The following is a 23,619-nucleotide window of genomic DNA, read 5'->3' as shown; positions in this document are numbered from 1 at the left end:
GGGTTGTTGACCGCAACCCAAGGCCAAGGAATCACCCGAAGTGATGATTTCTAGGCGTGCAGGTCTTTACGCAGGGGCCTTTCCGGGGCTATGGCGATCGTTTTCGGCAGCCTCGCCCCGGACCGACAGGAAGCGGGAGATCGCCGAACGGGCGATCTGGCTGCCCCAGCCGCCCCAGTTCACGTCGAAACAGTGGTCCGCCCAGGGCAGTTCGACATACGCCGCCGGAGCACCCGCCGTCTTCAGGCGCCGCGCGAGCTCCCGCGCCTGCGCCACCGGCACCGCACGGTCCGCGCTGCCGTGCAGGAGCAGGGTGGGCGGCACATCGGTGCGTACGAGCTTCGCGGGCGAGCCCAGGCGGTAGCGCGCGGGGACGGTCACCCCGCCGCGCTTCTTCGCCGAACCGCCCATCAGGCGCGGGATCATGGGGTCGCGGCGCAGCGCGGTGCCGGCGATGAGGCGGCGCATGTCGGTCGGCCCGTAGAGGGAGATCACCCCGGAGACCGAGCTGTCACGCACCGCACAGGACGCCGGGACGCGGTCGTCACCCTCCGTGTATGCGGCCGCCAGCGCGAGGTTGCCGCCCGCCGAACTGCCCGCAAGGACAAGGCGGTCGGGATCGATGCCGTACACGCGCGCGTGCCGCCGCACCCAGCCCACCGCGCACTTCACGTCGCCGATCTGGTCGAGCTGGGTCACGCGCGGCGCGAGCCGGTAGTCGATGTCGAAGACCGACCAGCCGCGCTCGTTGAACCAGCGGTTCCACTCGGGCGTCTGGCCGCGGTGCCCCTTGTTCCAGCCGCCGCCGTGCACCCAGACCACGGCCGGATGCCGCACGTCGTCCCGCTTCGGAAGGGTCCAGAGGTCGAGCTTTCCTCGCCGCTGGCCGGTGCGGGCGTAGGAGCGGGTGCGGTCCCCGTCGGGGGCCTTGGCGTAGTTGACGCCTTCGAAGTAGGCGGCAGGGTCTAGGGGTTGCCCGTAGTCATCAGCGGTGCCGTGCGCGGCGGCGTAGGGCATCACTCCGTAGACGAGCGCCGCGAACGCGCTGAGTGCGGCGAAGCCGGCGCTCCAGGGGTGCCGCCGCCCGCCGGCCATGGCGGCCGCGAGGCCGAGCGCCGCGGGCAGCGCGAGGACGAGCCCCCAGGAGGTGACCGCCGCCGCGACGAGCACCAGGAGGGAGATGCGGGGCAGCGGGGCGGCCACGAGGACCGCGAGCGCGGCGTTCAGGAGGGTGGCGGTGACGAGGAGGACGCGGGAGAGGGTGCGGGGAACCCGGGGGCGGGTCGGGGTGGTTGGCGTCTTGGCGCACGTCACGCCGAAGAACTATCACAGAAGCGGACAAAAGGCCCTTAAGGTGAGCGGGGTGCGGGTCTCCCGCTCACCTCGGACGGCCAGGGGGCATAGTCGCTCCCTGGCCTCAGACGGCCGCGCCCTCACCGCCCTCGTGATCCCCGCCCCCACCCCCGGGGTTCGCATCCCTCGGCGAGGTCGTGGCCAGGCCCAGAGCCTTGCGGGCCGCGGCCTCCGCCTTGCCGCTGATGTGCTTCTGGGCCGGTACGTAGTACTCGTAGAAGGCGTCCGCGTCCTTGGCGGTGGCCGCCTTCGCCCACTGCTCGCGGTTGCGCTCGATCGCGCCGATGAGGGCGGTGACGTCGGCGTCCGCCTTCGCCGGCCAGTCGTGCGCGCGCAGCAGCCGGGCCTGCTCGGCGAGGCCCTTGTCGACGCGGCCCGCCCACTCCTTGTGCCCCTTCAGGTCGTCCTCGATGTTCTCCTCGACGGGCTCCGACTCGTACGCCTCGTAGAGGGCCTTGTCCGCCTTCAGATAGGCCAGCTGGTCGGCGTCGAGGTTCGTCGCGTCACGCCGGAACGAGCCCTTCAGGCCGCGCTTCTCCTCCGCGTCGCCGTAGAGGCAGGTTATGTGGCGGTCCCCCTGGCCCCAGGTCTCCCGGTCGGGCATGTAGTACGTGAGTTCTGCGTCACCGATGTCGACCCAGGAGTCGAGTACGTAGGAGGCGTCCAGGTCCACGCACTTCCGCTCGGCGAGCGAGGTGAGCGCCGCCTCGCCCGGGAAGGTCGCGTGGTTCACCCGGACCGAGGCGAGGACCTCGCCGTCGTGCCGCGACGAACAGGGCACCTCGTCGATCTCGAAGGCGTACTGCGCGCCCTCGAGATCGCTGTCGGGGACGTTGAAGCACTCGCCCTTGTCGATGGGGAACGCGGAGGAGTTCCGGGACTCGCGCGCGGCCTCCTTGAATCCCTCCACGAAGTCCCGCGCGCCCCCGGTGACGACGGCGAGCACCAGAAGCACGACGCCGACGACGGAGAGGATGCTGCCCGCGATCGCCATCCCCTTGCCGCGCTCGCCCTTCTTCGAGATCTGCGCGAGCGCGACCAGGCCGAGGATCAGGCCGACGGCGGGCAGGAAGCAGAGGATGCCGAGCACGAGCGAGGCGATCGCGAAACCGTTGACCGGCGGGCGGGAGTACGGCGAGTACGCGCCCGGCCACCGCTGATACGGGACCTGGGGTCCACCGTGCGCGCCCGGGTACGGAGCCTGCGGAGGCGGCCCGTAGACCCCCTGCCCATGCTGCTGCGGAGGGCGGCCACCGAGGTCGGGCGGCGGGGGTATGTCCACGAGTTCCGTGCTCCTGGTTCGGGTGGGTCGGTCGATGCGGGAGCTTCGCATCGTATGCGGGACACAGACGGGGGATGAAATGGGGACATGCGGCGCAATAGTGCGCGGCCTCGTCCTCGCGGCAGGCCGGGTCACCGACCCGGAGCCGTACCGCGAGGACAAGGATCAACAGGAGCAAGTCAGTTCAGTATTACCTCAGGCCTAGAACTGCAGCCCCCAGGAGTCGATCTTCCCGACGTCCAGCGCCGCGTTGTCGCTCACGCGCAGCTTCCAGGTGCCGTTGGCCGTCTCGGACGACGCGTTCACCGTGTAGGTGGTGTTGATGTCGTCCGAGCTGCCGCCGGTGCCGTAGCCCTTCAGCGTGTACGCGGTGCCGTCGGGCGCGATCAGCTGCACCTGGAGGTCACCTACGTAGGTGTGCTTGATGGCGACCGGCACGCTCAGGGCGGCGGGAGCGGAACCCGGCACGCCGCTCACGGTGATCGGCGACTCGACGGTGGAGTTGTCACTGATCGCGAAGTCGGTCGCGTTTTCAAACTTGGGACCCGGAGGGTTCGTCGAGCCGGCACCCACGTTCAGGAGGCGGTTCGGCGAGCCCGATCCGGGGCTGGTGACAACGCCCGTGGAGGACGCCGCGACCAGTGCCGCGGACACCTGCGCCGGGGTCGCCGTGCGGTTGTCCGCGAGGTAGAGCGCCGCGGCACCCGCGGTGTGCGGGGACGCCATCGACGTACCGGAGATGGTGTTCGTCGCCGTGTCGCTGGTGTTCCAGGCCGAGGTGATGGACGAGCCGGGCGCGAACAGGTCGAGGATGGTGCCGTAGTTGGAGTAGCTCGCCTTGGCGTCCGTGCTCGTGGTGGCGCCGACCGTGATGGCCTCGGCCACGCGCGCGGGAGAGCGAGTCGAGGCGTCGACGCTCTCGTTGCCCGCCGCGACGGCGAAGGTGATGCCGGACGCCACGGCGTTGCGTACGGCCGTGTCCAGGGCGCTGTCGGCGCCGCCGCCGAGCGACATGTTCGCGACGGCCGGCTTGACCGCGTTCCGGGTGACCCAGTCGATGCCGGCGACGACCTGCGCGGTGGTGCCGGAGCCCTGGTTGTTCAGGACGCGGACGCCGACGACCTTCGCCTTCTTGGCGACTCCATAGGCACCGCCCGCGACCGTGCCCGCGACATGCGTGCCGTGGCCGTGGCCGTCCTGTGCGGTGTTGTCGTTGTCGATCGCGTCGTAGCCGTACGAGGCACGGCCGCCGAAGTCGCTGTGGCTGATGCGGACTCCGGTGTCGATGACGTACGCGGTGACGCCCTCGCCTGCGGTGTCCGGGTAGGTGTAGGAGTTGTTCAGCGGGAGCGTCTTCTGGTCGATGCGGTCCAGGCCCCAGGACGGCGGGTTGGGCTGGGTGCCGTCGACCGTGAACGTCCGGTTCTGCACGACGGATTCGACCGCCGGGTCCGCGGCGAACTTCTTGGCCTGGGCGGCGGAGAGCTCGACCGCGTAGCCGTTGAGGGCCTCCTTGTACGTGCGCTTGATGTCGGCGCCGTACTCCTTGGCCAGTGCCTTGCCCGCCTTGGAGTCCGCCTTCGCGGCGTCCTCGTCGAGGCTGACGATGTAGCTGCCCGCTATCGTGCCGGGCGCGCCGGCGTTCTCGATCGTGCCTTCCGCCTGGCCCGGCTGCGCGGTCGCGGGGAGGGCGGAGACGACGCCGAGGGCGAGGGCCGCGACCGCTGTCGCGCTGATCCCGGCCAGTCTTCGGCGGGTATGACGCATCACTGCCATCTGAGGGGTCCTCCTCAATAGGTGGTGCGTTGGTGGGGGATTGGTGCTGGTGGTGCCCACACACACGGAGGCAAACGGCAGGAACATGTCAAACCATGGGGCCGACGGCACCCGCTCTCGCCTTCGTCGGGACGAAAGATTGGCCGATCCATAGGAATCCCACAAGGGTCAGGACCGGACGTAACACGACCGCCACGCACCCGCCATGACACAACGGCCCCAACTGTCACAACTAGCCTGCCCACATGACAGCATTGCCGGATTATTTCTGTCCCACCGACGGCACGCGCGTCCCCCCGGGCACCCTCGCCTGGTGCTGCCCCGTCTGCCGCGGCCCCCTGGACCTGGACTTCTCCCCCAATCCCGGCCCGCTGAAGTCCCTTGCCGGAAGGGTCAATTCACTGTGGCGGTACGCGGAATCCCTGCCGCTGCCCGCCCCCGATTTCTCGCTCGGCGAGGGCCGCACGCCGCTCGTACCGCTGGATGGCGGGATTTCGGCCAAGCTCGACTTCCTGATGCCGACGCTCTCCTTCAAGGACCGCGGCGCGGTCATGCTCGCCGCGCTCGCGGCGCGGCTCGGCCCGGACCGGGTGATCGCCGACAGCAGCGGCAACGCGGGCGCGGCGATCGCCGCCTACTGCGCGCGGGCCGGACTGCCCTGCACGGTGTACGTCCCGGCCGGCACGTCGCCGAAGAAGCTGGAGCAGATCGGCGCGCACGGGGCGCGGCTCGAAATCGTCCACGGGGGCCGCGAGCAGACGGCTCTGACGGCCCGCGAGGCCGCCGACGAACCCGGCACGTTCTACGCCTCCCACGTGTACAACCCGTACTTCCTGCACGGCACCAAGACGTACGTCCTGGAGCTGTGGGAGGACCTGGGTGGCCGGCTGCCCGACGCCCTGGTGGTGCCCGTGGGCAATGGCACGCTGCTCCTGGGAGCCGCGCTCGCGGTGCGGGAGCTGCACTCCGCGGGGCTGATCGCGAAGGCGCCCACGCTGTACGCCGTGCAGGCCGCGGCGGTCGCCCCGCTGGCCGAGGCATGGCGCGCGGGCGCCGACGAGCCCCTGGGCAACACCCCGATGGTGCCCACGTTCGCCGAGGGCATCGCGATTCCGCAGCCGCCCCGCGCCCGGCAGATCCTGCGGACGGTCCGCGGATCCGGCGGCGCGTTTCTGACGGTGACGGAGGCCCAGATCGAAGCCGCCCAACTCGACTTGGCGGGGCGGGGGTTGTACGTCGAGGCGACCGGGGTGGCGTGCTGGGCCGCCGTACGGGACGGGGCACTGGGCGAGCGGACGGCCGTGGTTCCGCTGTGCGGGGCGGGTTTGAAATCGGGACTCGCCTCGGTTTGAGATCAGGACTCACCTCAGTTTGAGATCGGGACAGACGCGCAAACCCCGCCCGGCGGCCAGGCACCCACCCGTGGGACCCAGAGGCGCGCCACCCCACTTCCGGCGGCGTGCCCGCGCATCGTCGCCCTGTGACCCTCCGCACCGCCACGCTCCTGGCCGCCGCCCTCGTCGTCGCTGCGTCCACTCCCGTACCGGCCGCGCAGGCCGACCAGCCACGCCCTCCGGCCGGCTGCGCGCCCACAGCCGGCTGGGCGCCCTCCACCACGAAACGCACCTCTCCGAAGGACACGTACGCCCCCTACGTGGGCAACGGCTACCTCGGCACCCGCGTCCCGCCCGCCGGAGCCGGCTACTCCGCGCCCGTCAAGGACCAGAAGACGGGCTGGCCCCTCTACACACCCCGGTACGACGGCGCCTTCGCGGCGGGCCTCTACGCGCGCGGGCCCCGCAACACCGCGGGACGCGAGGCCATCGCCGCCCTGCCCGCCTGGACGGCACTCGACGTCACCGTGGGCGGCGAGACGTACGGCCCCCGCAGCCGCGTATCGGACTACCGGCAGACCTTGCACCTGCGCTGCGGCTTCGTCCGGACCTCGCTCACCTGGACCACCGCCGACGGCCGCCGCACCGACCTGACGTACGACGTCCTGGCCGACCGCGAGCACGCCCACACCGGCGCCGTACGCCTGCTACTCACCCCCCACTGGACCGGCGACGCACAGGTCACCGACCGCATCGACGGCCGGGGCGCCCGCCGCATGGCGCAGACGGGCGGCGGCGCGAGCGGGGAGCGCACCATGGACGTCACCTTCCGCACGGACGGCACCCGTACGGACGGCGCGGTGGCGTCCACCCTCGTGGCCCCCGGAGAGGCCCGCCGGGCCCGCCAGGCGCGCCCGGCACGGAAGTTGAGCGCCAGCCAGTCCGCCGCCTTCCCCGTCCACGACGGCGCCACCTACGACGTCACCAAGTACGTCGGCGTCGACACCGCCCTCACCTCACGCGCCCCGCACAGCGACGCCCGCACCGCGTCGCTGCGCGCGGCCGAGCAGGGCTGGCCCGCGCTCTTCGCCGCGCACACCGCGGCCTGGCGGCGGCTGTGGTCGTCCGGCATCGAGGTCCCCGGGCGGTCCGATCTCCAGCTCTGGGCGCGTTCGGCCCAGTACGGCCTCCTGTCGTCCACCCGCCGCGGCGCCCGCGACAGCATCGCGCCCTCCGGTCTGACCAGCGACAACTACGCGGGCATGATCTTCTGGGACGCCGAGACCTGGATGTACCCGGCGCTGCTCGCGTTCCGCCCCGAACTCGCCCGCCCCGTCCTGGAGTACCGCAACGCCACCAGCGAGGCGGCCCGCGACAACGCTGCGAAGACCGCCGTGAAGGGCCTCTTCTACCCCTGGACGAGCGCGAGCCGCGGCGCCCTGTGGTCGGAGTGCCAGAGCTGGTACCCGCCGCACTGCGTCCAGCAGAACCACCTCCAGGGCGACATCGCGCTGGCCGCCTGGCAGTACTACCTCGCGACCGGCGACCGCGCCTGGCTCCGCTCGCGCGGCTGGCCGCTCCTGAAGGACATCGCCGAGTACTGGACGTCGCGCACCACCTCCAATGAAGACGGCAGTCGTTCAATCCAGAACGTCGCGGGTCCGGACGAGTACAGCAACGGCGTGACGGACGGCGTCTACACGAACGCGGTCGCCGCCACCGCCCTGCGCTCCGCCGTCCGCGCGGCCCGCGTGCTCGGCGAGTCGGCCCCTGCGGCCTGGGCCAGGACCGCCGACCGCATCCGGATCCCGTACGACCCGAAGCGCAAGATCTATCTCCAGTACGCGGGCTACAAGGGATCGACCATCAAGCAGGCCGACACGGTGCTCCTGACGTACCCGCTGGACTGGCCGATGCCCAAGGGTGCCGCGGCCGCGACCCTCGACTACTACAGCGCGCGCACCGATCCCGACGGGCCCGCGATGACGGACTCCGTGCACGCGATCGACGCGGCCGCCATCGGTGCGCCGGGCTGCTCGGCGTACACCTTCCTGCAGCGGTCCGTACGCCCCTTCATGCGCGGCCCGTTCGCCCTGTTCTCGGAGTCGCGCGGCGAGAAGGCGGGCGCGGGCGACGCGCTCGCGGGCTCCCCCGCGCAGGACTTCCTCACCGGGAAGGGCGGCTTCCTGCAGGTCTTCACGCACGGCCTGACGGGGCTGCGCCTGCGCGAGGACTCCGTAGAGCTCGATCCGACGCTTCCCCCGCAGCTCAAGAGCGGTGTGACCGTGCGCGGGGCGCACTGGCGAGGACGCACGTACGACATCGCGATCGGACCCAAGGAGACGACGGTCCGGCTCACTTCGGGGCGCCCCTTCACCATCGACACCCCGAAGGGCCGCGTCACGGTCGCCGAGAACACCCCCGCGGTCCTGAAGACCCGCCGTCCTGATCTGACGCCGACGACGGATCTGGCGCGCTGCCGCCCCGCGAAGGCCACCTCCGAAGACCCCGGTCTGTACGCGGCCGCCGCCGTGGACGGCAACCGCGTCACGGCCTGGTCGCCCACCGCGGACAAGTCGTCCCTGACGGTGGACCTGGGGCGAAGGACGAAGGTCGGCACGGTCACTCCGAAGTGGGCGGTCAAGCCGGCCCGCCACCGGGTCGAGACATCGGCGGACGGCCGCTCGTGGCACTCCCCGGGCAAGCAGCCGGTCCGCTACGTACGTCTCACGGTCCAGGCGGCCGAGAAGGCACCGGAGCTGAGCGAACTGACCGTCACCGACTGAGCGCCGGACACGTCCCCGGCCGGGTCACTGGTCGGACCGCACCGAGTCGAGCAGGGTGGCGCACCGGCCGAGCAGGCCGACAAGGGCCGCCCGCTCCTCCTCGGTGAACTCGGCGGCCAGCGCCCGCTCGACCCGCACCGCCGCGCCGTCCGCCTGCGCCATGACGGCCTCGCCCTCCTTGGTGAGGCGGGTCTCCAGGACATTGCGGTGCCACTCGTGGGGGGTGCGCTGGATGAGGCCGCGCTCCTGGAGGTTCTTCAGGACCGTGTTCATGGTCGGCGGCGTCACCCCGCACAGCCGGGCCAGGGCGGCGGCGGAGATGCCGGGCTTTTCGCTGAGGTAGAGCAGCGCCGCGTACTGCGGGACGGTCAGCCCTGCCGGTTTCAGCGCCGCGTGCTTGGCCGCGTTGAGGGCCCGCTCGGCCCGCTTGATGTGGGAACCGAGGCGCTCGGACGCGGGCAAGGAGGTCATCTCCGCATCGTAATGGCCATACGAAAAGCGATACCTCTCATCAAAATTCGAACCTTGACGAGCATTAGAGCTCTAACTTAGCTTCGTGTTCATGCCCAAAGCGAAGAAGTACCGCAGCTCCCTGACCATCGCCGCGACACTGACCGCCCTGGCCGCCACCCCGCTCCTACCGACGGCCACCGCCACCGCCAAGACCGGACCGCCGCCGCGCACAACGAACGTCCAGAACTCCCCGACCCAGCACCACGCACACGTCTCCACGGCCTACGAGCTGCCCGGCGACCGCGCCTATCCCGAAGGCATCGCCGCCGACCCCCGCACCGGCGACATCTACGTCGGCTCGTACGCGACGGGAGCCGTCTACAAGGCGACGCCGGGCAAGCGAGCGGCCGAAGTGTTCCTGCCCGCGGGAACCGACGGCCGCAAGACCGCCAACGGCCTGAAGGTGGACCGTTCCGGGCGGCTGTGGGTGACCGACTCGACGGCCGGAGTCGCGGTGTACGACCTGCGCAGCCGCGCTCTCATCGCCCGCTTCGACGTTCCGGGCACGCCGGGCGGCGAGCCCCGCATGGTCAATGACGTGACCATCGCGGCGGACGGCACGGCCTATCTGACCGACAGCTTCCGCGCCGTCATCTACCGCGTCACACCTGCCCAGTTGGAGAAGACCGCCCGGCACGAAGGACGACGCGGCGAGCTCACCGCACACCTCGACCTGAGCGGCGCCCTGGAGCCGCAGCCGGCCGGCACCTTCACCCTCAACGGCCTCGTGGCCGACCCCACCGACGCCACGGGCCGCCGCCTGTTCACCGTCGACATGACCGGCGGCGACCTCTACCGCGTCGACACGGCATCCGGCGAGATCCGCAAAGTCGCCCTGCACGGCGGGGACTTGACCAACGGCGACGGTCTGGAACTGCGCGGCAGCACCCTGTGGGCCGTACACAACACGACCAACTCCATCACCCGCTGGCGCCTGACGGGCGACGGGGCGGCGGCCCGCCTGGAACGCCGCGTCACGGACGAGGCACTCCAGATCCCGACCACCCTGGTCCGGTCGCACGGACGCACACTGGTGGTCCGCTCACAGTTCGACAAGGGCGGCCCGATGGGACCCGGCACTCCGACAACTCCGTTCACGGTGGCTGCAGTTGACGGCATCTGACGGATGAAGTCGGCGGCGAACAACAAATGACCAACGGTTCCCCCCGGTGATGGCCGGAGACCTGCCATGCGCGTAACTGTGGTCGTACGCTTGTCGGCACCATCGATACGACAGCGCTGGCTGCTGGTGGCGATCGGGAGGTCACGGGGGTGGAACGCAGCCCTGCGAGGGTTCGCAACGAATTAGTCGCCGACATCGTCGACGTACTGCAGGAATCGAGCACGGTACGGCAGGGGAACAGCGCGGACCTCTGGGTGAGCATGCTCAACAAGGAACTGAGCTCACCGGTTGAACCCCTGCGCGGTGAAGCGCTGCGGCCCTGGCTGCTGCGCCTGGTGGAGCACTGCGCTCAGATCCCAGACGGGCTGCCGTGCCTCGTCCGCTGCCTGGGGTATCTGGAGCAGCGGTCCTCCGCCATTGCGTCGCTGCTGCGCCTGGTGGACGAATGGGAGGCCATGGACTTCTTCGACGGTGCCGACCTGCATCCGCTGCAGCCGGTCCTGCGGGAGATCCGCTCCACTTCCGCGCTGGCCGCCCTGGCCCGGCGCGCGAGCCGCTCACGCACCCAGGAGCTGCCCGCGTGGTGCGACACGGGATGGGCAGTCTTCCTACGACTGGCCGGCGGCAACTCCGCCGCGAAGGAACTCCCCGTGAGCATGGCGTTCCTGGCCCTTGCCGCCGACCGGCTCGTGGAGGAAGGGAACATGGAGGCAGCCGAGGACCTGCGTCGCTGGAACCGCCAGCAGGCCCGCGCCTGGGGCCTCGAGGAGAAGATGGCCGACTGGCAGCGCGGTGTCGTCGACCAGCACGCACCACAGCCTCCTATGGTGCCCGCGTATCTGATGATCCAGTTCGAGCCCGACGGAGTGGATCCGGACCGCTATTTCCTCTCCCACTGGCGGCAGTCCGACGCGGAAGGCTGGCATCCGGTCCCCGGCGAGACCCTCCATCTGCACCGCGACGATCTGCCCGCCGAAGTGGAGACGCTGATCGAGCAGACGGAGGAGCGCTGGTCGGACCTGAGGCAGCCGGTCGTCCTGGAATTCATCCTCCCGTGGGAACTGCTGGGGGAGCCGGTGGAGTGGTGGCACAAGGAGTCCTCCACCCTGTCCCCGACCCCGCTGGTGATGGACTACTCCGTACTCGTGCGCAGTTTCGAGCGCCTGCGCAAGGCGGCCTGGCACCGCCCCTGGCACAACAAATGGCGGCAGCTCAAGGAACGGCCCGCCGAGAGCCACCCCTACTGGAAGCAGCCCGAGCAGTCGCACTTCCACCTGGAGCGCGAACTGAAGGAGGACGACCACGCGGTCTGTCTGGTCCTGAGCCAGCCACCGGGCACCGACTCCCGTTCCAGTCACCAGGAGTTCATGGCGGGCCTGCGGGCGGGGGTCCCCGCGATGATCTGGCATCGAGGCGACTGCGGCGATCCGGCCTTCAGGGAAGCGGTCGCCGACCTGGTCCAGGACCGAGGGCTCTCCGGACTCCTCAACCGCGCCGGAAATTGGCGCAAGGAGGCTCTGGCGCTGGGCCCCGAGGGCTGGGACAACCACGTGGGACGCCACCTGGCGATCCTGCTCGACGATCCGGAACGCAGACCCGGGCCGCCCGGCCCCGACCGTGCGCCGGTGACGACTTGAACGGGATCACCGGCCACATGTCCCTGAACCTCCCGCACCCGGCGAGAGGGGGTGCCGCGCCGTGAACCGGCAAGACTCCGCTGCCGTGCGGCTGTTTCACGCCGGAAGCGCCGGAAGCGCCAGAAGCACGTCTCCTAGCATGTTTTCCGTGCGCCCCGGCCCATGCCGCCGTACCCCCTTGCTTGCAGTGCGGGCGCACTGCCACGCTTCGCGTGTGGATGTCACGCACGCCCGCGCTCTGCGGGACTCCGCACAACTGTCAGCGTCACCACCACGCCTTGAGGGCGCATATGCGGAACGATGACGATGGGCAGCGGCAAGGACCGGCTACGCGGGCACGTCGTGAAGCCGCGTCCGTCCTCAGCAGGCTCGGGCACTCCGACCCCGGCCGGTCGGGCAGACAGGAGCGTGCGGAAGCGATCCTGGTCATCGACACCCATGTGACGATGCGCGTCTGGGACCAGGCCGTCGGCGAACTGATCGGTGAGCTGAACCGCGCGGGGGACTTCTCGCGCGTACGCGTACTGCGACTGCTCGGCACCGACGAGACGGACCCGGCCCGGCTGCGCCCCGAGGAACCGCTCGGGGGCGCAACCGACGACCCGCGCCGGGTGATCCTGGTGGTGACCGACGGGCTCGGCGCCGCGTGGCGTTCGGGCGCCGTCATGCCCCTGCTGCGCGCCTGGGGGCGCATGTGTCCGGCCGCCGTGGTCCATGTGCTCCCCCAGCAGCTCTGGTACCGCACGGGGCTCGACGTCTCCCGGTTCCGGCTGCGCGCCGCCCGCCCCTGGGCCGCCAACAGCGAGCTGGAATGGGAGTTGCGCGAGGCCCCGGTGGAGTCACGCGACCCGGACGAGCCGGACGTCGAGTCGGACGCGGTCCTCGTACCGGTCCTGGCACTGACCAACCGCTGGGCAGAGGCCTGGACGCACCTCGTCATGGGCCCCGAGTCTCCATGGCTGGAAATGACCGCCGTCCGTGCGCGGGAGTGGAAGCGCAGGCCCGACGCAGCGCGCGCCCTGCCCTGGACGGACGACGTTCCCGACCCGCACAGCACGGTGCCGGCGGCGGAGCGCGTATCGGACTTCCGGGCCGGCGCGTCGCCCACGGCCTTCACCCTCGCCACCCGCTTATCCGCCGCGCCCCTCAGTCTTCCGCTCATCCGCAAGGTCCTGGAGACCACACCCGGAGCGGGCCCTGTGCACGCGTCGGAACTGCTGATGAGCGGACTCGTCCGGCCCAGCGGGGCACAGGGCGACGAAGTGACGGATGTGACGTTCTCTTTCGCCCCCAACATTCGCGAAGAGCTGCTCGCACTGGGCCGCCGCAGCGACACGGCACGGATTCTGCACGACGTACGCGCCTTATTGGCAAGGGACGGCACAGCAGCGGCCGCCCTCCTGCCCTCCCCCGCAGAACCCCTGGACACCTTGGCCATGCCTCGGGTGAACAGCCGCAATATCGGTTTCCTCCGCGTCGAATTAGCCGCGCTGAGGGCACTCTCCGGACGGTTTATGCAGCGCGCCGCCCTGCTCGCAGGGGTACTTGGCTGGCACGATCGTCGCTACGCAGTCAGCCTGGAGAAAAGCGGTGGAACCCCTGTCTCTCGGCCCGATTCCGAAGGAGCATCGGTGATGTCGACTACGCCCCAGCAAACGGTAGAGGGGGACCGCACATCACAGCCGCGCGTCTGGGGAAATCTACCGCCACGCAACCCCAATTTCACCGGCCGCACAGAGCTGCTCGAACTGCTCGGCGAGCGCTTGCGGGAAGGCACGACGACCGTGCTTCCCGAGGCGATTCACGGCATGGGCGGAGTGGGCAAGACCCAGCTGGCCATCGAGTACGCATATCGCCATCAGGGTGAATACGACATCGTTTGGTGGATTCCCTCCGAACGGCCCGGACAGATCGGCCAGGCACTGGTGGAACTGGCCGGACGCCTCGGCCTCGAAACCAGCACCGAGGCGAACATCGCCGGTCCCGCGGTGCGTGAGGCACTGCGCGAGGGCCGGCCCTTCTCCCGCTGGCTGCTCATCTTCGACAATGCCGACAACCCCGAGCAGGTACGCCATTACTTCCCCACCGGAGGCAACGGCACGATCCTGGTGACCTCCCGCAACAGGCGGTGGGGGCTTGTCGGCGGCTCCCTCGAAGTGGACGTCTTCACCCGCGAGGAGAGCAAGGAACTCCTGCGTCACTCGGGGCCGCCGCTCCAGGACGAAGAGGCCGATCAGCTGGCCGAGGCGCTGGGAGACCTGCCGCTCGCCCTGGAACAGGCAGCGGCCTGGCGCGCGGAGACGGGAATGCCAGCATCCGAATATCTGCGGCTCTTCGAGAACAAGCGCACGGAACTCCTCGAGGTCGCCCCGCCGCCGGACTACCAACTGCCGGTCGCCGCCGCCTGGAACGTCTCGTTGGACCATTTGGAGACCCGCAGCCCCTCGGCCCTGCGCCTGTTGCAGCTCTGCTCGTACTTCGCGCCGGACCCGATTTCCCGTTCCATTTTCTCCGGGCTGGGAAACAGCAGCATTTTCCCCGAGCTCGACGCGACACTGAACGACCCGATGCGCCTGGCGCGAGCCATAAGGGAGGTGAACCGCTACTCCCTCGCACGCATCGACCACCGTACGAACTCGATCGAAATGCACCGCCTGGTTCAGCTCGTCCTGAACAACCGCATGACCCCCGAGGAGCAGTCCCGTATGCGCCATGGCGCCCACACTCTGCTGGCCGCCGCTGACCCGAAGGCACCCAACGCCGCCGCCAACTGGCCGCGTTACGCGGAGCTCTACGGTCACGTCATCGCCTCTGACGCCATCAAGTCCGATCAGCCCTGGGTGCGTCAGCTCGTCATGAACATCGCCCGGTATCTCTACTACTGGGGCGACCACGAGGTGTCGCTCGACTTCTCCGAGCAGGCCTGGGAGACGTGGCAGACCGTGTTCGGCGAGGAGGACCAGCAGACACTCCTCATGGGGCAGTGGCTCTGCTACATCTACTGGGTTCTCGGCCGCCACCGCGAAGCCGTCGACCTGGTCGCCAAGCTCAAGGAGATCTACGAACGCACCGCCCCCGAAGGCCGCGAGGACACCCGCGAGGACGCCCTCGCCGCGATCAACCTGGAAGCGGCCGTGCGCCGCGTCGAGGGCGAGTTCGCCGCCGGAGCCCAACTGGACGCCACGGTGTACGAGCGGGCCCGCGTCGCCTTCGGCGAGGAGGACCCCACCACTCTCGAAGCCGCCCACAACCTCGGCACGAGCCTGCGCCAGGCCGGCGAATTCCGTAAGGCGCTCGAACTGGACGAGCACACCCTGGCACTGCGCCTGCGTGTCCTGGGCCAGGACCACCAGCGGACGCTGATGACGGAGAGCAACGTAGCCATCGACGTACGCGAAACAGGTGACTACGTAGGAGCACGCGCACGCCAGCAGGCCGTCCTGGACGCCTACCGCGACGTATTCGGCCGCGGCAATCCCGCGACCATCGGCACGGTGCGTCAGCTCAGCGAGGCGTGCCGCAAGGCGGGCGACCACACCCAGGCCCTCGAGCTCGCCACCGAGGCGTACTCGAAGTTCACCCGGCGCTACGGCGACACCCACCCCTCGTCGCTGATCGCCGCACTGACCCTGTCGGTGGCGCTGCGCCAGAACGGCGACCTGAACGCGGCACGCGAGCGCGGCGTGAAGGCCTGCCAGGAGTACCGCAACGTCTTCGCCCCGCAGCATCCGCACGTCCTGGCCGCGGACGTCGACCTCGCCGTCACGCTGCGGCTCCTTGGCCAGCCCGAGGAGGCCCGCCGTCTTGACGAGGCCGCGCTGTCCTCGCTCACCGAACGGCTCGGCCAGTCCCACCCGATCGTCCTGGCCACCGCCATCAACCTGGCCAGTGACCTGGCGGCGCTCGGCAACCACCGCGAGGCCCGTGCGATCGGCCGGCAGACGCTCGACCTCTGCCGTGCCGTCCTCGGCGACGACCACCCGACCACGCTGGCGTGTGCGGGGAACCTCGCGCTGGACCTCATCGAGCTGGGCGAGGAGGCCGAGGGCGCCCCGCTGCGGGCCGACACCCTGGCGCGGATGGAGCGCGTGCTCGACGCACCCCGGCTGCTCTCGGAGCCGGCCACTCCGCACCCGGCCACCTTGCAGGCCAAGGCGGGACAGCGCGCCAACTGCGACATCGACCCGGTGCCGCTGTAGCGACGCCGGAGGCCATGAGCGGGGCGGGCACCACCCGCCCCGCGGTCCCCTCAGGCGCTAAAGCCCCGCACGCCCCAACCACCCCGCGAGCCGCACCGGATCGGCACCCTGCCCGGTGGCGCTCTCCAGAGCGCTCTGCACGGCGCAGGCCCGCTCCGGGAAGTGCCGCAGCAGCCGCGCGGCGTCCCTGTGGGCGGCCGCACCGGCAAGGGACCGCCCCAGACCGGCCCAGGCGCCCAGCGGGGCGCCCTTGCCCGTCAGACGGGCGGTGAAGGCGTCCCGCGCCTCGGCCCGTTCGCCGCGGCACAGGAGTACGTCGGCCTCGTCGGCCCCCTCGACTCCGTACATGTCCCGGTCGGCGCCGCTGAGCCGGTGCCTGGCCAGGACGGCCGCGGTGTCCAAGAAGCGGCTCTCCGTGTCCGGTACGAGAACGGGTTCGCCCGCGAGACCCGCCGGGGGCTCCTCGTCCCCGCGCTGCCAGGCAAGCACTGCTTCCTCCACGGCCGAGGCGGGCGGCCGCAGATGGTGCGCCCGCCAGCGGGCCCGGTGGTCGGCGGCCACCTCCTGGGCCAGCGCCAACTCGGCGGACGGCACGTCATCGCCCATCCACCGCGCACAGCGCTCGCCGAGGGCCTCCAGGACGCGACGCCCCAGCGGGGTCAGCCCTTCGTGCGTCCGTACGAGGCCCACCGTGGACGCCACTTGGGTGCGCCACAGCGCGAACTCGAAGTGGGCCAGCGGGGCTCGCCCGGCATCGGCGGAGTGCCGATGGGCCCGCCAGAAACGGGTGACTCCCGCGAAGGCGTAGATCCCCTGCAGCAGTCCGCCCAGCGGGCGCGGATCGTCACGCCAGGGAGCGTAGAAGAGCTCCTCGGCCGACTCGGGCCCGTTCAGGTTCAGCGGCCGCAGCCGCATCAGACCGCCCAGCTTGATGTGCTGGAACTCGTGCACCAGCGTCGCGGCGAGCTGCGCGGCATCGTCCGGAAGTGACGCCATCACGCCCCCGAAGGCGTCCCCGGCGGTCACGCTGTGCGGCCGGAACCTTTCTCTCGCCGGCGTCGGTGTCACCGACTTCAGCCCGACACGCATGGCTTCGGCGGTCTCCGGCTCGTCCCGGAGCAGCACCTCCCAGGCGTCGGCGAGCACGCCCTCCCACCTCCGGGCGTCGGCGGCGGACAGCAGCACCGGGTCGGTGGGGCGGGGAAACGTCCGGTAGGGATCCAACTCCTCTAGGGACAGGCACTTCTGAGGCTCCGTCACCCCGAGCTCAAGTCGGCGCACTGAGTGCCACCCCGGCCCGCCCCGAGCAGCACCCGACGGGACCACCACAGCACCCGGCGCCCCGGAGATCCGCACCTGCCCGTCCCGCCCGACGACTTGAGCCGTGCCCCACGGCTCCGTGCCCTCAAGTTCCGCACACCCCAGGGTCGGCAGGAACGCGACGCCACGGCGGACCGGCACGGTGATCGAGAAGTCGAGTCCGGCCCGCGCCCCAGCAGCGGCGGCCAGCGCCGACAGATGCCCCACCACCGCCCACAGCGGCGCGTCCTCGGCGGGCACACCCCTGAGCCTGCGCAACGCCAGGGACAGCCACATCCCCGTATGCGGAGACATCAGGATGTCCTCGAAGACGTCCGGCGAACGCCCCTGTGCACGCTCAAGCAGGGCCCATGCCTCGCGGTACGAGATCGTGTCCCCACCCGCGGCGGGCGACGCGCCGCCCCCGGAAAGACCGTCATGGAGCGCCCGAAGGAGCAGCATGCGGCGGCTCCGCTCGGCGGCGAGGAGCTCCTCGACCACCGCCTTGCCGCCGTCACCCCGCGCGAGAGCGTGGAATCCGGCGGCCGAGAGCCGGTGAACCGGCAGCTGCCCCGATCCCGCAGGCCTAACCGGCATGGGCCGTCCGCCACGGCGCGGCGACGGTCCCGTCAGTCGAAACGGGACGGCCCTCCGTACGACATCGTGATGGCCCGGGCCTCGTCGATGTGGTGCAGCAGCGAGTCGAGCGACTCCGCGATGGCACTGCCGTCCATGGAACGCAGCGCTTCAAGAGAAACCCCCGAGAGATCTACGAGATCGGACTCGACGGCAGGCATCGATTGCTCCACGGCTGCCAAGTCCCCTCCCGCGATTCCGTGCATGCGCTGTCCCTTTCCCCCTCATGATGACCCAGCACGGCACGCCGCGAAACCCCGCATCCGAGCCGCCCCCGACATCAAGTCAGCAGTAATGCTCGGCCAGTTGAGCCGCTTCGCGGTCCATCCGGGCCACTTCCGACGACGGCCCTTCCACCAGACGCACGGCCTCGAGAAGCTGATCGAGCGTGCCCCGGTAACGCAGACAGGTGTGCACGATGCCGTAGATGTCCATTCTGAGCCGCGTGTCACGTGGCCGGTTGGCGGCGATCTCCGAGCTGATGCTGGCGAGCACCAGATGCAGCCCATTGGTGTCACGGAGTGCCGGAATTTCCACCAACGCGTCGACCAGTCCCATGAGTTCCTGCAGCGGCAGATCGGCGGGAAGCCCGACAAGGCTCACCGGCGCCGGCGGCCCCTGCACCACGGTGGACCCGCTCGTCTCACGCAGGGGCAGCCCCGCGTAGTGGTGGAGCTGCGCGAGATCGGTGGAGGACAGCGTGTCGTACCACCGCTCGACCCGGCTGGCTGCGAGGCGGCCACTCCCCTCCCCGCGGTGATGGGCGCTGACCACACCGACGATCGCGCCCTCGCACCACACCGCCGCGCCGGACATCCCCTCCCAGGGGGAGTGGCCCCGTTCGGGGTCGGTGCCCGGCGCGAGGACGGCCAGTTCGAGTGTGCCCTCGCGGCGGTTGGAGAGGACGGAGATGGTCCCCGTGAGATGGCAGGAGTCGCGGTACTGGCTGGGCGAGCCGTCGTCGAGGAGCCGCATGCTGTCGTTGCGCAGCTTGAAGCGGGGAAACCCGAGCGCGCTGAAGCGCAGCACCACATCGGCCTTGGGAACCCCCTCGTATCGGGGATGTTCGACCGTGGGCCCCTGCGGTGCGCCCATGATCTCGAGGAGCGCGATGTCCACGGCTTCGGCGATGAGCACGACGCGTACGTCGGCGCTCCACTCCCCCGCCAGATCGGCGTCGAAGCGCACCCGCACCGACGCCACAGGACCGGCGACCACATGCGCGGCGGTCAGCACGCACCCATTCCCCACGCGATATCCGGACCCGCGCCTTCCGGGCTGCCCTCCCGGCCTGCTCACCAGCACTTCGGCGACGCGCGCCGCTTCAAGACCCGCTGACTGCGGCATGGCAGCGGCCCGGCTCAGCGCTCGCGCGGGGTCTGGTCACCCGCGACGTACGGCTGTTCTCCCGTGGCGCGTACGCGCGGCTGCAGGGTGAGATGGACCCGATGGGTATTGCTTGCCGTCTGCTGGGCTGAGGCACCTGCCTCGACGACCCAGAAGCGGATCCTGCCGTCCGCCGTACCGGTCCGCTGGACGGCGAACTCCGCCTCCAGCTCCACGGCCCCCAGTTCGAAGCGCAGTTCCTCGTGCTCGGCCGCCGCCATGGCCGTGGCGAGTTCCCCACGTAACTGCGCGATCATCTCGGCGAGTTCAATCACGCCGACCCCCTACCCCCGGCGTGTCACCCCCACACGGAGGCCGGGGCTCGGGGGAAGAGCCCTGCACGGTGGTGAACTCCAGGGCCATGGACGGGAGTTCACCCGGCTCCAAGGCGAGGGACAGCAACTCCTCGTCGCTGAACCCCTGATCGACCTTGCCGGCCCCCAGCAGCGTCCGGCTCAACTGCGCAGCTGACGCGGTCCCGCGCCTCGGACACATGGACCAGCGTCAGCGTGTCCGTGCGGTTGCAGGCGACACCGCCGCGCGGAATTCGCGCTTCTCCCGCCGCGTGATGGTGTCGCGGCCGTCCGTCCCTATCAGCAGGATATTCGTACCCCGTCCCTCATTCGGACGATTCCTCATGTCGCCGAAAACATCGACGCGTTGGACAGGGTGCGGCAATGATTTGGCGGTTCCTCTCTGCCGCGAGAGCGAGCTTGTCCGCGTTGACCGGTGCGGCACCTTCGCGGCACCCACGAGGAACAACTCGTTCGCCCTAAGCACCGCGGTTTCGCCGGTTTCCGAAACTGGAACAGTTGGAACAGATTGCTCGACACACGCCCGTCGATGGCGAGGGGATATGACTGACTTCACGATGCGATGGAAGCGTCAAGGCCTGATTCCAGCGAGCAGGAATTCCCCGGAACGCCGAGTTCCGGATCCCATCTTCACCTCCCTTCAGGACTCCTGGGAGCGGCAGGGCAAGACCGTGCCGGGGCGCCCCGACCAGGAGTGGCTCGCCCTCATGGCGCGCGACCACTGGCCACGGGGCTGACGCGGAAGGAAACCACGGGGCCGATACACGGACAGAACAGCGGGCCGCCGGTGAACCGGCGGCCCGTCGGCGATGCCGAGGGGGACCGCTCGGGCTGCCGCGTTTCCACCGACCCCTTTCCCCCTTGCGGTAGTTCGGGTGAATTTCTCGGGCAGAGAAAATCCGACGGTTTCTTTCACACGTTTAACTCGTTTGCAGACTGCCGGTCATGGCGCGGGCCGTAAATGATGTGCCCGCTCGGTTTCGACTGCCATATGGGCATGACCGCGGAGAAGGGAAGATCCGTGAAGCACAAGAAGAGCGCGACGATCGTCGCCGGTGTCGTGATGGCGATGGGCATGGCGGCTCCGGCGTTCGCCGACGCCGGCGCCGAGGGCGTCGCCGCCCACTCCCCGGGTGTCCTCTCCGGCAACGTCGTCCAGGTTCCGGCCCACGTCCCGGTCAACGTGTGCGGCAACACCGTCGACGTGATCGGCCTGGCGAACCCGGCGCTCGGCAACACCTGCGTCAACAAGTGATGTAGCGCAGCCACCACAGGCTGTTCATGGCCGGCCTTGGACCGTCACCTCGGCTCCAAGGCCAGCTTTCCACTGCTCAGAGGAAGACAACTAGAGTGCGACAGGCCATTAGTAAGGGAATGCTCACGGCCGCGGCCGCGACCAGCATCCTCTCCCTGTCCGGTGCGTCCGCGTTCGCCGCGGACGCGGACGCGGTCGGCACGGCGTCGGATTCGCCCGGGATCTTGTCGGGCAACAGCGTGCAGGCTCCCGCGGACGTACCGGTGAACGCGTGTGGCAACAGCGTGGACGCGGTCGGCGTCGCCAACGCGGCCGCTGCCAACTCCTGTGCGAACTCCGGGGATTCGACGGCGCCGCGCGAGCGGCCCGACAAGACCGAGCCGACGGCCCGCACCAAGGCCACAGCCGCCCGTGGCGAGGCCAAGAAGTCGCCCGGCGTCCTGGCGGCCGGCAACATTGTGAAGGCCCTCAACAGCGGCGCCAACGCGGCGCTCGCACCCTCTCCGAAGGCCATCCCGGAGCAGAAGGAGCAGAAGACGCAGCACCTGTCGCCGACCGCGCGCGTGCCCAAACAGACGCACGGCCAGGACCGGGCGATGCGGCACACGTCGTCGTCCCCGGCCGTCACGGAGCTGTCGCCCGCCGGTGCGCCGGGTCCGCAACAGACGGACGGCCAGGACCGGGCGATGCGGCACACGTCGTCGTCCCCGGCCGTCACGGAGCTGTCGCCCGCCGGTGCGCCGGGTCCGCAGGTGCGTGGCGTGCTCGCGGCGACCGGCAGCGACGAGGACCTGCTGGCAGCTGCTGCCGCGGGGAGCGCGGCGCTCCTGATCGGCGGCGGAATCCTGTACCGCCGGGGAGGCGTGGCATCCCGCCGCTAGTGCGGCCGGGCATGCCGACTGGCAGGGAAGAGACGCCCTGAGGTCTCTTCCCTGCCAGCAGGGGAGGGGGGAAGGGCCGGCCCGGTCAGGGGTATTGCCCACCCACGGCGGAAGCGCCGACGGCTGGCGGGGGACAACCTGGCCCGTCCCACGAAGGCACAGCCCACCACCTGACCACCGCCACCGAAGAACCGATTCACCCGTTCGCCGACCGCATCACCTGTACGGGTTCTCCCCGCACACGAGGACGACGGCACCGCTCGACGACACCGCCACCGGCAGGGCCGCCTGGCCACCGCCGATCACCGTGACGTCCTTGTCGCGGAAGCGCTCCAGGTCGCTGTGGTGGCTGCTGTGCGAGGCGATGGACAGGCCGTAGGGCCTGCCACGACAGCCAACAGGTCGTACGTCAGCGACTGCTCGCTCTCTCGTCGTCGATACGGGCGTCGTCGATCCGGGCGTCCTCGGCACAGGTGCCTTCCAGCTCCCTGGGCGGGGCCTCGGGGCGTACCGCCCGCCGCAGCCGGCCGAGCACGCGCCGCGTGACATGGCGGCACCACAGCACCCCCATGGCGAGCGCGGGCGCCAGGTCGTCGCGGGCGAGCCAGGCCAGCTCGCGGCGGTGCGTCGCGGTGGCCGCGGGGCCCACCGGCAGCAGGGCCCGCAGCGCGGTCAGCGGCGCGTAGTTCTCCACCACGAACGCGCGCCCCGAAAGGACGGCGGCGGACGGCAGCGGACGGTGCGTCATGTCCAGGTGCAGGGCGCGTACGACGTCCAGGTCGGCGCCGTCGGCGAAGAGCCGGAACTGGGCGCCGGGCCGTGGGTTGAAGTCGAGCAGGCAGTGCTCGCCCGTCGCGGAGTCCACCCGGAAGTCGAGGTCGAAGATGCCCCGGTAGCCCAGCGTGCGGATCAGCCGCTCCGTGCGTGCCTTGAGGTCCGGGTCCGGCGCCCACCGCCCCACGGCCGTCAGGCCCGCGCTCCGCGGCCAGGAGCGATGCTTGCGGCCCGAGCCGCCGCCGCGCACGACGCCCGTCCGGTCGACGTATCCGTGCGCGAACCAGTCGCGTCCTGGCCCGTCCGGCAGGAAGGCCTGGAGCAGCAGCCGGCTGCCCGCCTCCCCGCTGCGCCGGTACAGCTCCTGCGCCTCCCCCGCCGATCGCACCAGGACGGTGCTGCGCAGCCCCGCCCCGCCGGGGACGAGCCACGGCCGGCTCCACTTGGCCACCACGGGGAGCCCCAGCTGGCGTACGGCGACGGCTGTTTGAGCGGTGGATTCGGGCAGGAGCGTCACCGGGTGCGGAATGCCGACGGTCTCGCACATCTCGGCCAGCGTCGCCTTGTCGGCGACCCGCTCCGCGAGTCCGCTCGCCTGGTCGGGCAAGAGATAGAAATCGGCGAGTTCCTTCTGCAGATGCCCGATGGCGAGGGCGCCCGCGTCGTCCATCGGAATGAGAACGGCGGGGCGCGCAACGCGCCGGGAAATGCGGCGCAATTCCGCGGAGATCTCCCCGAGCGACGCGCCCGGCGGCGGCGCAGGGTGGGTCTGATGCAGATAGCGGGATCTGCTGACGGGGCTCCACCCGGAATCGGCGGCGGCCACGTGCACCTCCACTCCCGCACGGCCCAGTGACCGAACAGCACCGAGCGTGCCGTGGTGAAAGGGGTTCCGGTCGATCCGCAGCAGAACCGCGGGGACCCGGGTGTCGAGAGTCAGCACCGTCAAATCCTCTCAATTCGATCCCCCATGCGGGCGATGGGCACGCCCGAAGGGTTAACGGCTCGATTGGCGCAATAGAAATACATATGACTGAGTGTCAGTGGATGGAGGAGCATCATGAGGAGCAG

16 protein-coding genes and 1 pseudogene are annotated in these 23,619 nt (G+C 70.4%); 7 read left to right on the top strand and 10 right to left on the bottom strand.

Going from position 1 to position 23,619, the window contains the following annotated elements; genetic code table 11:
- Positions 1–66: 66 nt before the first annotated feature.
- The 3 genes from OG453_RS23865 to OG453_RS23855 all read right to left on the bottom strand — a co-directional run bounded on the left by OG453_RS23865 (position 67) and on the right by OG453_RS23855 (position 4,411).
- Positions 67–1,314, bottom strand: coding sequence for an alpha/beta hydrolase (locus OG453_RS23865; protein WP_266870492.1), 1,248 nt, complete (start codon positions 1,312–1,314; stop codon positions 67–69).
- Between the two features lie 103 nt (positions 1,315–1,417).
- Positions 1,418–2,635 carry a DUF4190 domain-containing protein gene (locus OG453_RS23860; RefSeq protein WP_266870491.1) on the bottom strand — a complete coding sequence of 406 codons (1,218 nt, stop codon included), beginning with the start codon at positions 2,633–2,635 and terminating at the stop codon, positions 1,418–1,420.
- 201 nt (positions 2,636–2,836) lie between these two features.
- Positions 2,837–4,411, bottom strand: a complete 1,575-nt coding sequence (locus OG453_RS23855; RefSeq protein WP_266870490.1) for a S8 family peptidase — start codon at positions 4,409–4,411, stop codon at positions 2,837–2,839.
- Between the two features lie 245 nt (positions 4,412–4,656).
- On the opposite strand from OG453_RS23855, the gene OG453_RS23850 reads away from it, so the two are divergent.
- Entirely contained in the window at positions 4,657–5,763 is a 1,107-nt protein-coding gene (locus tag OG453_RS23850) for a pyridoxal-phosphate dependent enzyme (RefSeq protein ID WP_266870489.1), read from the top strand.
- A gap of 128 nt (positions 5,764–5,891) precedes the next feature.
- Complete coding sequence (locus OG453_RS23845; RefSeq protein WP_266870488.1) at positions 5,892–8,531, top strand: discoidin domain-containing protein; 2,640 nt, start codon at positions 5,892–5,894, stop codon at positions 8,529–8,531.
- A 24-nt stretch (positions 8,532–8,555) separates the two neighbouring features.
- On the opposite strand, the gene OG453_RS23840 is transcribed toward OG453_RS23845, so the two are convergent.
- Positions 8,556–9,002 (bottom strand): MarR family winged helix-turn-helix transcriptional regulator, encoded by a 447-nt coding sequence (locus tag OG453_RS23840; RefSeq protein ID WP_266870486.1) that lies wholly within the window; start codon positions 9,000–9,002, stop codon positions 8,556–8,558.
- Positions 9,003–9,093: 91 nt separating this feature from the next.
- Here OG453_RS23840 and OG453_RS23835 point away from each other — a divergent pair, with 91 nt between their 5' ends.
- The 3 genes from OG453_RS23835 (at position 9,094) to fxsT (ending at position 16,003) form a co-directional block, all read left to right on the top strand.
- Positions 9,094–10,167, top strand: coding sequence for an SMP-30/gluconolactonase/LRE family protein (locus OG453_RS23835; RefSeq protein ID WP_266870485.1), 1,074 nt, complete (start codon positions 9,094–9,096; stop codon positions 10,165–10,167).
- A gap of 149 nt (positions 10,168–10,316) precedes the next feature.
- A complete protein-coding gene (locus OG453_RS23830) occupies positions 10,317–11,804 on the top strand; it encodes a hypothetical protein (protein ID WP_266870484.1) in 1,488 nt (495 codons plus the stop codon).
- Positions 11,805–12,094: 290 nt separating this feature from the next.
- Complete coding sequence (gene fxsT, locus OG453_RS23825; RefSeq protein ID WP_266870483.1) at positions 12,095–16,003, top strand: FxSxx-COOH system tetratricopeptide repeat protein; 3,909 nt, start codon at positions 12,095–12,097, stop codon at positions 16,001–16,003.
- A gap of 57 nt (positions 16,004–16,060) precedes the next feature.
- On the opposite strand, the gene OG453_RS23820 is transcribed toward fxsT, so the two are convergent.
- From OG453_RS23820 to OG453_RS23800, 5 genes and pseudogenes are all read right to left on the bottom strand, one after another.
- On the bottom strand, positions 16,061–17,899 hold the full coding sequence (locus tag OG453_RS23820; protein ID WP_266870482.1) for an HEXXH motif domain-containing protein: 1,839 nt from the start codon (positions 17,897–17,899) through the stop codon (positions 16,061–16,063).
- Positions 17,900–17,931: 32 nt separating this feature from the next.
- Positions 17,932–18,099 (bottom strand): hypothetical protein, encoded by a 168-nt coding sequence (locus tag OG453_RS23815; RefSeq protein WP_266870481.1) that lies wholly within the window; start codon positions 18,097–18,099, stop codon positions 17,932–17,934.
- Positions 18,100–18,223: 124 nt separating this feature from the next.
- Entirely contained in the window at positions 18,224–19,285 is a 1,062-nt protein-coding gene (locus OG453_RS23810) for a trypsin-like peptidase domain-containing protein (RefSeq protein ID WP_266870480.1), read from the bottom strand.
- Positions 19,286–19,299: 14 nt separating this feature from the next.
- On the bottom strand, positions 19,300–19,599 hold the full coding sequence (locus OG453_RS23805; protein WP_266870478.1) for a trypco2 family protein: 300 nt from the start codon (positions 19,597–19,599) through the stop codon (positions 19,300–19,302).
- 212 nt (positions 19,600–19,811) lie between these two features.
- Positions 19,812–19,990, bottom strand: a pseudogene (locus tag OG453_RS23800) (LytR family transcriptional regulator); the annotation flags it as partial.
- 645 nt (positions 19,991–20,635) lie between these two features.
- Between OG453_RS23800 and OG453_RS23795 the strand changes: the two are divergent.
- Together OG453_RS23795 and OG453_RS23790 are read left to right on the top strand one after the other, a co-directional pair.
- Positions 20,636–20,893 carry a chaplin gene (locus OG453_RS23795; RefSeq protein WP_323178662.1) on the top strand — a complete coding sequence of 86 codons (258 nt, stop codon included), beginning with the start codon at positions 20,636–20,638 and terminating at the stop codon, positions 20,891–20,893.
- A gap of 119 nt (positions 20,894–21,012) precedes the next feature.
- A complete protein-coding gene (locus OG453_RS23790; protein WP_266870477.1) occupies positions 21,013–21,774 on the top strand; it encodes a chaplin in 762 nt (253 codons plus the stop codon).
- A gap of 409 nt (positions 21,775–22,183) precedes the next feature.
- Here OG453_RS23790 and OG453_RS23785 read toward each other — a convergent pair whose 3' ends face one another.
- On the bottom strand, positions 22,184–23,491 hold the full coding sequence (locus OG453_RS23785; protein WP_266870476.1) for an ATP-grasp domain-containing protein: 1,308 nt from the start codon (positions 23,489–23,491) through the stop codon (positions 22,184–22,186).
- Positions 23,492–23,619: the final 128 nt, after the last annotated feature.

This window comes from Streptomyces sp. NBC_01381 (assembly GCF_026340305.1).
Classification (GTDB): domain Bacteria; phylum Actinomycetota; class Actinomycetes; order Streptomycetales; family Streptomycetaceae; genus Streptomyces.
The sequence above is the reverse complement of the archived record's forward strand: the minus strand, read 5'-3'. Positions and strand labels throughout refer to the sequence as shown.

Bases quoted from the DNA above. Each gene is read 5' to 3' on its own strand.
- OG453_RS23855 (WP_266870490.1), bottom strand. From the start codon at position 4,411: ATGGCAGTGATGCGTCATACCCGCCGAAGACTGGCCGGGATCAGCGCG.
- OG453_RS23850 (WP_266870489.1), top strand. From the start codon at position 4,657: ATGACAGCATTGCCGGATTATTTCTGTCCCACCGACGGCACGCGCGTC.
- OG453_RS23840 (WP_266870486.1), bottom strand. From the start codon at position 9,002: ATGACCTCCTTGCCCGCGTCCGAGCGCCTCGGTTCCCACATCAAGCGG.
- OG453_RS23835 (WP_266870485.1), top strand. From the start codon at position 9,094: ATGCCCAAAGCGAAGAAGTACCGCAGCTCCCTGACCATCGCCGCGACA.
- fxsT (WP_266870483.1), top strand. From the start codon at position 12,095: ATGCGGAACGATGACGATGGGCAGCGGCAAGGACCGGCTACGCGGGCA.
- OG453_RS23820 (WP_266870482.1), bottom strand. From the start codon at position 17,899: ATGCCGGTTAGGCCTGCGGGATCGGGGCAGCTGCCGGTTCACCGGCTC.
- OG453_RS23815 (WP_266870481.1), bottom strand. From the start codon at position 18,099: ATGCCTGCCGTCGAGTCCGATCTCGTAGATCTCTCGGGGGTTTCTCTT.
- OG453_RS23810 (WP_266870480.1), bottom strand. From the start codon at position 19,285: ATGCCGCAGTCAGCGGGTCTTGAAGCGGCGCGCGTCGCCGAAGTGCTG.
- OG453_RS23795 (WP_323178662.1), top strand. From the start codon at position 20,636: ATGACCGCGGAGAAGGGAAGATCCGTGAAGCACAAGAAGAGCGCGACG.
- OG453_RS23790 (WP_266870477.1), top strand. From the start codon at position 21,013: ATGCTCACGGCCGCGGCCGCGACCAGCATCCTCTCCCTGTCCGGTGCG.